This is a genomic window from Streptomyces sp., from assembly GCF_019510245.1.
GTDB lineage: Bacteria > Actinomycetota > Actinomycetes > Streptomycetales > Streptomycetaceae > Streptomyces.
The window spans coordinates 1-12,675 of sequence record NZ_JAEKKT010000100.1; the positions used below are offsets into that span (position 1 = coordinate 1).

Sequence of the window (12,675 nt, forward strand, 5' to 3'; positions counted from 1 at the left end):
ATCAACCTCGGCAACTTAAACGACATCAAGATCGACGACGTCATCGCGACGTACGAGATGCGCGAGAAGCCGCGGGTGTAACGCCCACGGTTGGTAGCCGGCCGACGGGACTTCGGTGCCGTCGGCCGGCACTTTTCCGGTCGGCCGGCAGGAACCGCCACGGGGCTCCGCCCCGGACCCCGCCCTCGCCCACCCACCACCCGAATCGGTCGCTCGAGAAGGCATCGACCGAGAGGGCACCTTTTGAGGTCACCGAGTCGGGTGGTGGGTGGGCGAAGGGCCGAGGTCCGGGGCGGAGCCCCGCGGCGGGGCCTCTCGGTCCACCGAGTCGGGCGGTGGGTGGGCAAAAAGGCCCGGGCCGCCGCTGACCCGTCACGGCCGGGGAAAGTCGGTCGAGCCCCCGGCAGGGACGGGGTACCGTGCCTGACAGGGCCATCGATCCCGTACCGGCGGGTTAACCGGATACATACATGTACGTGGGGACCCTGTCCTTCGACCTCCTCCTCGGCGACATCCACTCGCTCAAGGAGAAGCGCTCCGTCGTCCGCCCGATCGTCGCCGAGCTCCAGCGGAAGTTCGCCGTGAGCGCGGCCGAGGTGGACCACCTGGACCTTCATCGCAGGGCCGGTATCGGCCTCGCCATGGTCTCCGGCGACGCCGCGCACCTGACCGACGTACTCGACCGGTGCGAACGGCTGGTCGCCGGCCGCCCCGAGGTGGAGCTGCTGTCCGTCCGACGGCGCCTCCACGGCGACGACGACTAGACCTGAGACTTGAGAACGACACGAAGAAAGAACGGGAGACGGACCAGTGGCCGACAACGCGCGGGCGAAAAGGCTGGCGGACCTCATTCGAGAGGTGGTGGCCCAGAAGCTGCAGCGCGGGATCAAGGACCCGCGGCTCGGTACCCACGTCACCATCACGGACACCCGGGTCACGGGTGACCTCAGGGAAGCGACCGTCTTCTACACGGTGTACGGCGACGAGGAGGAGCGGAAGGCCGCTGCCGCCGGTCTGGAGAGCGCCAAGGGCATTCTCCGGTCCGAGGTCGGCCGCGCCGCCGGCGTGAAGTTCACGCCGACCCTCGCCTTCGTGGCGGACGCCCTCCCGGACACCGCCCGCAACATCGAGGACCTCCTCGACCGGGCGCGCCAGTCCGACGCGAAGGTCCGGGAGGCCTCCGCGGGCGCCGCCTACGCCGGTGACGCCGACCCGTACAAGAAGCCGGGCGAGGACGACGCCGACGAGACGGACGACGCGACCGAATGACCAGCAAGCCCACCCCGCCCGACGGCCTTGTCATCGTCGACAAGCCGTCGGGCTTCACCTCGCACGACGTCGTCGCCAAGATGCGGGGCATCGCCCGCACGCGGCGCGTCGGGCACGCCGGCACCCTCGACCCCATGGCGACGGGTGTCCTCGTCCTCGGTGTCGAGCGGGCCACCAAGCTCCTCGGGCACCTCGCCCTCACCGAGAAGGAGTACCTGGGGACGATCCGCCTCGGGCAGGACACGGTCACGGACGACGCCGAGGGCGAGATCACCTCGTCCACCGACGCCTCCAAGGTCACCCGCGATGCCGTCGACGCAGGCATCGCCAAACTGACCGGCGCCATCATGCAGGTCCCGTCCAAGGTCAGCGCCATCAAGATCGACGGCGTACGGTCGTACAAGCGCGCCCGGGACGGCGAGGACTTCGACATCCCGGCCCGCCCGGTGACCGTCTCGTCCTTCACGGTGTACGACGTCCGGGACACCGTCGCCGAGGACGGCACCCCCGTCCTCGACCTGGTCGTCTCCGTCGTCTGCTCCTCCGGCACCTACATCCGCGCCCTCGCCCGCGACCTCGGCGCCGACCTGGGCGTCGGCGGCCACCTCACCGCGCTGCGCCGCACCCGCGTCGGGCCGTACAAGCTGGACTCGGCGCGCACCCTCGACCAGCTCCAGCAGGAGCTGACCGTGATGCCGATCGCGGAGGCGGCCGGAGCCGCGTTCCGCCGCTGGGACGTCGACGACCGGCGGGCCCGCCTGCTCACCAACGGCGTGCGCCTGGAGATGCCCGACGAGTACGCGGGCACCGGCCCCGTCGCCGTGTTCGGCCCCGAGGGCCGCTTCCTGGCACTCGTCGAGGAGCAGAAGGGCAAGGCGAAGAGCCTCGCCGTCTTCACCTGAGCCGGCGCCCGTCGGGCCCTGCCCGTGGAGCGGCGACCACGGGGTCTGGCGCCGCCGCCGCTCCACGGTCCCCCCTCGGTTCCCCCACCCCTAGGGTGTATCCACCCGCCCCGCCCTATTCACCCGACCGAGCAGGCGCTCGGAGTGAACCGGGGGAGCGGAGGGGGGCGCGTTCACCGCCCGCTCTGTCCCGCTGATCATTTCGCGCCTACGGTCGAAGACAGCCCGGGACAAGGGCACGGGTGTACGGGCGGGGAGGTTCGATCATGGCGGGACGCGGCCTGCGCACCGGGAGCGGTCGCCGGACGGCGGACGGTACCCGGGAGGCGGCGCAGGACACGGGACCGGGGCCGGACGAGCGGCTGGTCCGGGTCCGCGACCTCGCCGGACGCCCGCGCGGCACCGGCTTCCTGGCCGATCACCACGGGACGCTCATCACCAGTCACGAGGCGGTCGACGGCCTCGCCCGGATCGTGCTGCACGCGGCCGGAAACCGCACCTGCGTGGTCGGCTCGGACGCCGTCGTCCCGCTGCCCGCCTACGACCTGGCCCTGGTCCGCACCGAGGGCCTCGCCGTGGACCCGCTCCCGGTCACCGTACGCGAACGCATCCCGGCCGGTGCCTACGTGCGCATCGCCGCCGACCGCTGGCGCGAGGCCCGGGTGCTGGCCGCGACCCAGGTGACGTACACCGCCACCGACCGCTTCCACCTCCTCGAAGACGCCCTGGAGCTGGCGATCGGCACGGCGGGCCGGGACGCGCTGCGCCTGGGCGGCGGGGCGGCCGGCGGCCCGGTTCTGGACGCGGAGACCGGCGCCGTCCTGGCCGTCCTCGGCACCGCCCTCCAGTCCGGCCAGCGGGACGTGGGCTTCGCCGTCCCCCTCCACCACCCCGACAGCGGCCCCCTCGCCGACCTCCTGGCCACCAACGCGGCCACGGTCCCGGCCTACGGCATCGACCTCAACCTTGCGGGCGTACTGGAACTGACGGCCACGTCCGTGGGCCAGGACGGCCCCCCGGGCACCCTGTCCGGCTACGTAGGCCGCCCGACCCCCCGCATGTCAGCTCCCCACCCGGGATGGCCCCGGGCCGAGCGGCCCCCCTCCGACTCGCCCCGCTCTGAATCGCCCTGCTCTGGAGCGCCCCAAAGGGGCGCGGCGCACTGCGCGACCGGCCACGACGCACCCGCAGCCGCCCCGCCACCATTCGCGGCACTCACGGGCGCACACACCGACCCCGTACAACCGGTCGAGCGAGCCGTGATCGCGAAGGAGCTGTCGGCCTTCGCCGAAGGCACCCGCACCGTCCTGGCCCTGGTCGGCGCCCCCGGAACGGGCCGCACCACCGAGCTCGCCGCCCTCGCCGCCCGCCGCCACCGCGCGGCGAACCCCGCCCCCACCCTCTGGCTCCGCGGCGCCGACCTGAAGGACGCCGACGACTCCGTCGCCGACGCGGCCCGCCGCGCCCTGGAGCGTGCGGTCCGGATCGTCGCCGCCTCCCGTTCCCAACTCCCCGGCGACCTGGGCGAGCTGACCGTGGAGCGACTGGCCCGCCTCGCCGCCCGCGCCGGACGCCCGCTCCTCCTCCTGCTCGACGGCCCCGAGGAGATGCCCCCGGTCCTCGCGCACCGGCTCCCCGCCTGGACCGAGGGCACCGCCGACTGGCTGCGCGACACCGGCGCCCGCCTGCTCCTGGCCTGCCGCGACGAGTACTGGGAGCGCGCCGGCGCCGAGTTCCCGCCCGACCTGCTGCACCAGGGCACCGGCGACCCCACCTGCGTCCGGCTGACCGACCTCACCCCCGACGAGGCCCGCCGCGCCCGCTCCCGCTACGGCATCCCCGAAGCCGCCCTCATCGACCGCGACGCCCGCAACCCCCTCACCCTGCGCCTGCTCTCCGAGGTCCGGGCCGCCCTCCCGGACGCCCCGGCCGGCGACGACCCGATCGACCGGCACGACGTCTTCGCCGCCCATCTCGACCTGATGTGCCTGCGCATCGCGGTCCGCCTGGCCGCCGAGAACGGCCTGCGCGGTACGGCCGTACGACGGCTCGCCGCCCGGGTCTCCGGGCAGGTGCACGAGGCCGCCCGGCGCAGCCTCGGCCCCGGACAGGGCGAACTGGACCGGGAGTCCTTCGAAGCGGTGTTTCCCTGGGGACCCGTCCCCGCCCACCTCGGCGGCGGCTCCGGCTGGGCCTCCGCCGTGCTCACCGAGGGACTGCTGGTGCCCGCCGGCGGCGGCTACCGCTTCGCCCACGAAGAGCTCGCCGACTGGATCCAGGGCATGCACCTGGACCTGGACGAAGCCCTGCACGCCCTCGTCCACCGTCCCCGCACCCCTCTGGGCGCCCACCCCCTGCCCGTCCCGCACCACAGGGTCGGCCCGGTCGTCCAGGCCCTGCTGCTGCTCGACCGGGAGTACGGCCCCACCCGACTCACACCGCGACTGGACGAGTTGGTGCACGCCCTCGACCTGGACCCCGGCTCCTGGTGGGCCGCGCGTCTGCTCACCCAGACCCTGCTGCGACTGCCCGACGCGACCCCGTACACCGGGGTGCTGCGGCTGCTCGCCGACCAGGTCGTGGGCCGGCAGCGCACCGTGCCCGCCGAGTCCGGGCCCCGGTTCGGGCCGGAGTTCGGACCGGATTTCTGGACCGCGCTCGCCCTCCCGGTCACCGACCGCCTCGACCTGCTGCGCAGGCTCGTCCTGGCCGACCAGTCACTGCCCGAGACACCGCCGGGACCGGGACCGGAGACCGCGGGCCCGGGCCGCTTCGGAGCCCGGCCGAACCGGCCGCCGGTTCAGCCGACGGCGGAAGAGCCCGAGGACACGGCCCCCCGCTACCTGGACGCCGTGGCCCGGCTGCTGGCCGCCGACCCCACCGCCGTACAGCGGTGTCTGACCCGGTGGTTCGACGACGAGCGGCCGTTGCCCGCGATGCCGCACGCCACCGTGGCGACGGCGGCCCAGGCGCTGCTGCACACCCACCGGCACCGGGCCCTGGACGAGCTGACCGAGGTGCTGGTCGACGCGGCACACCGGCGCGGCGACGAACTGCTCGCCGTGCTCGCCGAGGACGAGCCGTCGGCGGTGTGCCGGGCGGTCGACCGCTGGGCGCACGACGAGCGCCCGGCCCGCCGGGTGGCCGCCATGGCCCACGGGCTGCGCGCCGCACCGCACGTGCACAGCGAACCCGACCGGGAACTGCTCCGGTACGCCGCGCTCGCCCTGCTCGCCCGCCCCGCCGACTGCACCCTGCACGGCGGCGCCCTCGCCCTGCTGGTCCGCGACCCGGCGACCCGCGCCCGCCATCTCCCGCAGGCGCTACGGCACTTCGCCGACGGCGACCACCAGCTGACGCCCGCCGCCCTGGTCCCCGCGCTGGCCACCCACTCCGACGAGGTCCTGGAGGCCTACCGCGCCCGGCTGCGCGGACCGGACGCCGGACAGGTGCTGCGCACGCTCGCCCACGTCACCGCGCCCGCGCTCGCCCAGCGGGTCACCGAGCTGGTCCTGGAGGCCGCCGAGCTGCGGCCGGAGCTGGCCGGGCAGGTGGCCGCCTTCGTCGAGCGCCGACTGGACCAGGGCGCCGAGGCCCGTACCGTCCTGCTGCCGCTGGTCACCGAGCTGCTCGACGACGGTCCCGAGCCGGTCCGGGCGGCCCTCGCGACCGTACTCGGCGCGGCCGGCACCCCGGCCTCGCGCCCGCTGCGCCAGGAACTCCTGGAGTACCTGCTGGACCGCGAACGCGACCCGGGCGTCCTGGACGCGCTGCTGCACGCGGCCGCCGTCCAGCGCGAGGACGACGGTGACGGGATGCGCGAGCTGGTCAGGCGCACCGGTCTGCTGCTCGTCCGCACCCCGGACGGGGCGACCCGGTTCGACCGCGGACTGGTCGACCTCGGCCGGCACGTCCCCGGATTCGCCGCCCTGATGGCCCGCTGGCTCACCGACACCCCGCAGGAGTGGGCCGCGGTGGTCGGTCCCAGCACCCGCCGCATGCTGGGAAACCTCGCGGGCGTCCGGGTACCGGCGTGAGCGCGGACACGTGCGCCCGGTCACAGCGACCGTGCCGGTGTGAGACGGGTCCGGCAAACATGGCACCCTTAGACCTGCGTAAGACGGACAATGGACACAGGTTCGAGGAGCGGACACAGTGCAGCGCTGGCGTGGCTTGGAGGACATCCCCGAGGGCTGGGGGCGCAGCGTCGTCACCATCGGGTCCTACGACGGGGTGCACCGCGGTCACCAGCTGATCATCAGGCATGCCGTGGACCGCGCCCGTGAGCTGGGCATCCCGGCCGTCGTCGTCACCTTCGACCCGCACCCCAGCGAGGTCGTCCGCCCCGGCAGCCACCCGCCGCTGCTCGCCCCGCACCACACCCGCGCGGAGCTGATGGCGGAGCTGGGCGTGGACGCGGTGCTGATCCTCCCCTTCACCACCGAGTTCTCGAAGCTGTCGGCCGCCGACTTCGTGGTGAAGGTCCTGGTCGACAAGTTGCACGCCAAGGCCGTCGTCGAGGGCCCCAACTTCCGCTTCGGCCACAAGGCCGCGGGCAACGTCGAGTTCCTCATCGAGCAGGGCAAGGTGTACGACTTCGAGGTCGAGGTCGTCGACCTGTACGTGCGCGGGGAGGCGGGCGGCGGCGAGCCGTTCTCCTCGACCCTGACCCGCCGCCTGGTCGCCGAGGGCGACATGGCGGGCGCCCGGGAGATCCTCGGCCGCCCGCACCGGGTGGAGGGCGTGGTCGTGCGCGGCGCCCAGCGCGGCCGCGAACTGGGCTTCCCCACCGCCAACGTGGAGACCCTCCCGCACACCGCGATCCCCGCCGACGGCGTCTACGCCGGCTACCTGCACGCGCAGGGCGAGGTGATGCCGGCCGCGATCTCCGTGGGCACCAACCCGCAGTTCGACGGCACCGAGCGCACGGTGGAGGCGTACGCCATCGACCGCGTGGGCCTCGATCTGTACGGCCTGCACGTCGCTGTCGACTTCCTGGCCTACGTCCGCGGCCAGGCCAAGTTCGACTCGCTCGACGCCCTGCTGGAGCAGATGGCCGAGGACGTCAAGCGCTGCCGGGAGCTGGTGGCGGCCGAGAACGCCTGATCGGGCGGGGAGCTCAGCGATACGCCGAAGGGCGGCCGGTGCCTCATGCACCGGCCGCCCTTCGGCGTTCCGGCTACTGCTGCGGCGGCTGCTCCTGCGGGGGCTGCGGCGGCTGAGGAGGCTGCTGCGGGTAGCCGTATCCCGGCTGCTGCGGGTAGGGCTGACTGCCGGGCTGGGGCTGTCCGTACAGCTCCTGCTGCGGGTACGGCTGCTGTTGCTGCGGGTAAGGCTGCGGGGGATACGGCTGCCCGGGCGGCGGCGCGTACGGCTGGGGCTGACCGGGTGTGTACGGCTGCGGGTGGCCGGGTGCGTAGTGCTGCTGCCCCGGCTGGGGCTGCCCGGGCTGCGGCTGTCCGGGCAGGGGCTGTCCGGGCATCGGCGGGGCGGCCACCGGCGGCGGGTTGCCGTCGTTGGTCCACAGGCCGTGCATCTGCTGGTGCCGGACGAAGTCCTCGGCGACCATCGCCGCGAGGTTGAAGTACGCCTCCCGCACCTTCGGCCGCATCATGTCGAGGTCGACCTCGGCACCGGCGGACAGGTGCTCGTCGAAGGGGACGACCACGACGCCACGGCAGCGCGTCTCGAAGTGCGCCACGATGTCCTCGACCTTGATCATCTTGCCGGTCTCGCGCACTCCCGAGATCACGGTGATGGACCGCGACACGAGGTCGGCGTAACCGTGTGCGGACAGCCAGTCCAGCGTCGTGCTCGCGCTGCTCGCCCCGTCCACCGACGGCGTCGAGATGATGATCAGCTGGTCGGCCAGGTCGAGCACCCCGCGCATGGCGCTGTACAGCAGACCGGTGCCGGAGTCGGTGAGGATGACCGGGTACTGCCGGCCCAGCACGTCGATCGCGCGCCGGTAGTCCTCGTCGTTGAACGTGGTCGAGACGGCCGGGTCGACGTCGTTGGCGATGATCTCCAGGCCGGACGGCGCCTGCGAGGTGAACCGCCGGATGTCCATGTAGGAGTTGAGGTACGGGATCGCCTGGACCAGGTCACGGATGGTGGCCCCGGTCTCGCGGCGCACGCGGCGCCCGAGCGTGCCGGCGTCCGGGTTGGCGTCGATGGCGAGGATCTTGTCCTGCCGCTCGGTGGCGAGCGTGGAGCCGAGCGCGGTGGTCGTGGTGGTCTTGCCGACCCCGCCCTTGAGGCTGATCACCGCTATCCGGTAGCAGGACAGCACCGGTGTGCGGATCAGCTCCAGCTTCCGCTGCCGCTCGGCCTCCTCCTTCTTCCCGCCGATCTTGAACCGGGAGGACGCGGCGGCGGGCCGGCCGCTCTTCGCCTTCTGTTTCTTGTTGTTGAGCAGCCGGTCGGAGGACAGCTCCACGGCGGCGGTGTAACCCAGCGGCGCGGCACCGGGGTTGGTCATCTGCCGCTGGTCGTGCTGGATGGGCTGCGGCCAGGCGGCACCGGCCCGGGGGTCGACGGGCGGCTGGGCCTGCGCGGCCTGCGGCTCGGCTGCCTGCGGGCCCTGCGGCGCCGGCTGCGGTGCCGGTACGGCGCGCGGGTCCTGAGGGGCGGCCTGCGGCGGCTGGGTCTGGCCCGGCTGACCCGGCTGTGGGAACCCGTAGCCGCCGGGCTGAACCGGGCCCTGCGGCTGTCCGGGCTGCGGGAAGCCGTAACCGCCCGGTGCCTGCGGCGGCGGGACGGGGGCGCCCGGCGGCGGGAAGCCGTAGCCGCCCTGCGCGTCGGGCGCGGGGGGCTGCGGGGCGTACGGCTGCGGCTGTCCGGGCTGCGGAGGCACGGGCTGGTGCCACGCGGCGGGCGCGGGCTGCGGGGCCTGCGGCTGGAACGGCTGCGGAGCCTGTGCGGGGGCGGGCTGGGGCTGGGACTGCGGCTGACCGGGCGCGGGGCCCGGCGCTGCCGCCGGCTGGACCGGCCACTGGGCGGCGGGTACGGGGGTCGCGGGCTGGTAGGACGGCGGCAGCGGCGGCACCACCGCCGGAGGCGTCGGCGGGGGAGCCCAGGCGGTGGGCACGATGTCCTCGGGGGCCGGGGGCGCGTCCTGCGGCGGGGCCGGAGGCGTGGGGACGGCGGGGGGCTCTGCAGAGGCTGCGGCGGCTACGGCGTCGTCGGTCTCGGCGCGGGTGTCGCCGTCGTGGTCGCCGTCGTGGTCGTCGTCGTGGTCGTCGTCGTTGTCGTCATGGGTGTCGACGGGGGACTCCGCGACGACCACCGCGTCCCGGGACCCGTCTTCGTCCGCGTCGTCCGCCGGGTCGGCTTCCCCCGCGGGAGCGTCCGTCTCGGCCGCACCGTCGGCATCCGCGTCCCCATCCGCTTCGGCTTGGGCCTCGGCGTCGGACCTGGTTTCGGCTTCGGCTTCGTCGGCAACGGCATCGGACTCGTCGCTGGGAGGCTCGTCCCCGGCCTCCTCGTCGGCGTCCTCGCTGTGCGCCTCGGAGGTCGCCAGGAGCGCGAAGGCCGCGGCCTTCGAATCGGCTTCCGCTGCCCCCTCTTCCTCCTTCTCCTCCGCTTCGGCGGCCGCGGGCACGGCCGCCTCGGCCGTCTCGCGCTTCAGCGCTGCGGGGGAGAACCGGATCGTCGAACCGCTCTCCAGGTCACCGTTGTCCTCCTCGGGCTCCGGCGCCGGTTCCGCGGCGGTGATCGGCTGCAGCTCGAAACCGACCGGCAACTGCGGTACGGCGGCGGGGCCGCCGATGGGCGGCGTGGCCGGGGCCGAGGCCGGGGTGAACGGTGCCTTGGGCGGCGCGGCCGGTGCCCCGGCGTCCGCGCTCGGCGCCGCCGCCGGCGGAGGCGTGAACGGCGCACCCGGCGTGGAGGCGGGCGGCGGGGTGAACGGAGCCCCCGGCGTTGACGCGGGCGCGGGAGTGAACGGCGCTCCGGGAGTTGACGCCGGCGGCGCGGTGAAGGGCGCACCCGGCGTCGAAGCGGGCGGCGGAGTGACCGGCACACCCGGCGCCGGGGCATTCGGCACCGAAGCCGCCGGCGGCGTGAAAGGTGCCCCGGGCGTCGCCGTGGGCGGCGGGGTGAACGGTGCGCCCGGAGTCGACGCGGGCGGCGGGGTGAACGGCGCTCCGGGAGCCGACGTCGGCGGTGGTGTGAACGGCGCGCCCGGAGCGGACGTCGGCGGCGCCGGCGGCGTGAAGGGCACCCCGGGTCCCGGCCTCCCGCCCCCCTGCTGGGCGTGCGGAGGAGGGGTCAGTCCGGGGATCGGCGCCCCCGGCGGGAACGGCGAGCGAGGCTGGGCCGCACGCCCCGTACTGGCACCCGGCCCCGTACTGGCACCCGGACCCGTACCGGCACCCGGACCCGTACCGGCACCCGCAGCCGGCCCGCTCCCCGCGTCGGACGTACCCGCGGAACCCGGTGCGCCCGGTCCGCCGGTCACCGGGCCGGAACCGTCGGCCGCGTTCTGCGTGTACCAGGCGGGCGGCGCGTAGTCGATCGTGAACTCGCCCGTCATCTCGTTGAGGGACTCCGCGTCGGGCTGGTCATCGCCGGGTGTGGCCCAGCCCCCGCGGATCCCGTCCCGATCGCTGCTCACAGTTCCTCCTGGTGTGGTCGAGCACCTCATGCCGTGCCTGCGCGACGACCATGTCGTGTCGTTCTCAGCATCCGTATTCGTGTGAGGTAGTCCGATCCACCGGCTCTCCCCCTCGGGACACCGGCGCCGCATTCAAGGTCCGGACGTCGTGCCCCCCTCCCAGCCTAATCACCGTGAGCCGCACCTCGGCAGGCCCGTCCGCCTCTCGTCAGAGGTCCGCCTGGTCACACCCTGCCCCGAAGTGGTGTGCGGGGCCTTCGTATTGCCGAACAATCGATGAACAAAACGGGCAAGAACCGCCACTTCGGGTACCAGTTGGCGACCGCCGTGCTGCCGGCCCGCGCCGTGAGACTCCGGTGGAGGCGGGGGACGGCGCGGACGAAGCGGGCGAACTGCCCCCGGGAAACAGGACATTGCGTACGGACGCCACGGAGAAGGGGGGCGAGGCGAGTGCGGTGAAGACGGGCGCCGGAACGCGAAGGGGCGGCACGCGTGCGTGCCGCCCCGTCATGCCCGGCCCGCCTACTGGGCGGCCAGACCGCCGTTGCGCTCGTTCGGCTCCAGGTCGAACTCCCCGTCCCGCGCGCCCAGCACGAACGCCCGCCACTCCGCCTCCGTGTACCGCAGCACGGTGCCGTGGTCGAGCGAGGACCGCATGGCCACCGCCCCCTCGGGCAGGTAGGCGATCTCGACCCGTTCCTCGTCTTGCTCGGTACCGGGCGCGCAGTGCCACTCGACGCCCGAGATGTCGAGCGCGTAGAGCTCGTCCCGTTCCCGCTCCTTGCGCGCCTTCATCTCCTCAGCCGTCTCGCTCATCCCGCAGCGACCCCTTCCCGTCGTGTCTGGGCTGTGACCGTCACACTACTGGCGGTCGCACCTGCCTCGTACTTTCTTCCGGATCCCCGGGACAGAGCCCCTCACCGGCACTGGTACCCTTGACGACGGCCGTTTGTGTACGCACCCCCGGAGTCCCCCGCGGACCCTGGAGGCAGCGCCCAGCGGATCCCCGCCTCCCGAGTAACGGAAGCTCCCCCGAGACAAAGACCGGGGGCACTCGGTGGCCATTTCAGACCATGAGGAGTTCGAGTGTCGCTCGACGCCGCAGTGAAGAAGCAGATCATCTCCGACTTCGGTACCAAGGAGGGTGACACCGGCTCCCCCGAGGTCCAGGTCGCTCTGCTGTCCCGTCGGATCTCCGACCTGACGGAGCACCTCAAGACCCACAAGCACGACCACCACTCCCGCCGTGGTCTGCTGATCCTGGTCGGTCAGCGCCGTCGTCTCCTGCAGTACCTGGCGAAGAAGGACATCCAGCGCTTCCGTGCGCTGGTCGACCGCCTGGGCATCCGCCGCGGTGCGGCGGGCGCCAAGTAAGACGCCGTGAAGGGAGCGGTTCCCGGAGAGACGCCCGGGGCCGCTCCCTTTGCCGTACGTGCGGAAACGTGCGGAGTGTCACTCACGCTTTGTAGTGTGGTAGCACAACGCAATACGCGCGACACAGCAGGACAACGAAGAAGGAGAAGCGCACCCAAGCCGCCGCCGGTCCTCGGTAGTGGCCCCCGGGGGGAAGCGAGCCCCGGGTGCTTCGATCGAAGACCGGCCCGCACAGCACGGCGCGCATCTCCGCAACCGTCCCCCTGCCACACGGGCAGACCGGGACAAAAGACGTAACGCAGACGAAAGTAACGGAGAAAACGCTAGTGGAGAACGAGACCCACTACGCCGAGGCCGTCATCGACAACGGCGCCTTCGGCACCCGCACCATCCGCTTCGAGACGGGCCGCCTGGCCAAGCAGGCCGCCGGCTCCGCCGTGGCGTACCTGGACGACGACACCATGGTGCTGTCGGCCACCACCGCCTCCAAGAACCCCAAGGACCAGCTCGACT

At 73.5% G+C, this 12,675-nt stretch carries 9 protein-coding genes; 7 read left to right on the top strand and 2 right to left on the bottom strand.

Annotated elements, in window-relative coordinates; all coding sequences use genetic code 11:
- Window positions 1-470: 470 nt before the first annotated feature.
- From JF597_RS05935 to JF597_RS05955, 5 genes are all read left to right on the top strand, one after another.
- The gene (locus tag JF597_RS05935) at window positions 471-764 is read left to right on the top strand and encodes a DUF503 domain-containing protein (protein ID WP_293990252.1); all 294 of its coding nucleotides are present in this window, start codon (window positions 471-473) and stop codon (window positions 762-764) included.
- Window positions 765-810: 46 nt separating this feature from the next.
- The gene (gene rbfA, locus JF597_RS05940; RefSeq protein ID WP_293990254.1) at window positions 811-1,269 is read left to right on the top strand and encodes a 30S ribosome-binding factor RbfA; all 459 of its coding nucleotides are present in this window, start codon (window positions 811-813) and stop codon (window positions 1,267-1,269) included.
- Window positions 1,266-2,171, top strand: a complete 906-nt coding sequence (truB, locus tag JF597_RS05945; protein WP_293990256.1) for a tRNA pseudouridine(55) synthase TruB — start codon at window positions 1,266-1,268, stop codon at window positions 2,169-2,171. Before rbfA ends, truB begins: the two co-directional genes overlap by 4 nt.
- Window positions 2,172-2,437: 266 nt before the next feature.
- Window positions 2,438-6,208, top strand: coding sequence for a trypsin-like peptidase domain-containing protein (locus tag JF597_RS05950; RefSeq protein ID WP_293990258.1), 3,771 nt, complete (start codon window positions 2,438-2,440; stop codon window positions 6,206-6,208).
- A 118-nt stretch (window positions 6,209-6,326) separates the two neighbouring features.
- The gene (locus JF597_RS05955) at window positions 6,327-7,277 is read left to right on the top strand and encodes a bifunctional riboflavin kinase/FAD synthetase (RefSeq protein ID WP_293990260.1); all 951 of its coding nucleotides are present in this window, start codon (window positions 6,327-6,329) and stop codon (window positions 7,275-7,277) included.
- A 73-nt stretch (window positions 7,278-7,350) separates the two neighbouring features.
- On the opposite strand, the gene JF597_RS05960 is transcribed toward JF597_RS05955, so the two are convergent.
- Together JF597_RS05960 and JF597_RS05965 are read right to left on the bottom strand one after the other, a co-directional pair.
- A complete protein-coding gene (locus tag JF597_RS05960) occupies window positions 7,351-10,788 on the bottom strand; it encodes an SCO5717 family growth-regulating ATPase (protein ID WP_293990262.1) in 3,438 nt (1,145 codons plus the stop codon).
- A gap of 522 nt (window positions 10,789-11,310) precedes the next feature.
- Entirely contained in the window at window positions 11,311-11,604 is a 294-nt protein-coding gene (locus JF597_RS05965; RefSeq protein ID WP_181804473.1) for a DUF397 domain-containing protein, read from the bottom strand.
- A gap of 270 nt (window positions 11,605-11,874) precedes the next feature.
- Between JF597_RS05965 and rpsO the strand changes: the two genes are divergently transcribed.
- Both rpsO and JF597_RS05975 read left to right on the top strand, forming a co-directional pair.
- Complete coding sequence (gene rpsO, locus JF597_RS05970; protein WP_293990265.1) at window positions 11,875-12,162, top strand: 30S ribosomal protein S15; 288 nt, start codon at window positions 11,875-11,877, stop codon at window positions 12,160-12,162.
- A gap of 326 nt (window positions 12,163-12,488) precedes the next feature.
- A partial coding sequence (locus tag JF597_RS05975) for a hypothetical protein (protein WP_293990267.1) occupies window positions 12,489-12,675 on the top strand: 187 nt, incomplete at its 3' end.

Bases quoted from the DNA above. Each gene is read 5' to 3' on its own strand.
- JF597_RS05935 (WP_293990252.1), top strand. From the start codon at position 471: ATGTACGTGGGGACCCTGTCCTTCGACCTCCTCCTCGGCGACATCCAC.
- truB (WP_293990256.1), top strand. From the start codon at position 1,266: ATGACCAGCAAGCCCACCCCGCCCGACGGCCTTGTCATCGTCGACAAG.
- JF597_RS05950 (WP_293990258.1), top strand. From the start codon at position 2,438: ATGGCGGGACGCGGCCTGCGCACCGGGAGCGGTCGCCGGACGGCGGAC.
- JF597_RS05965 (WP_181804473.1), bottom strand. From the start codon at position 11,604: ATGAGCGAGACGGCTGAGGAGATGAAGGCGCGCAAGGAGCGGGAACGG.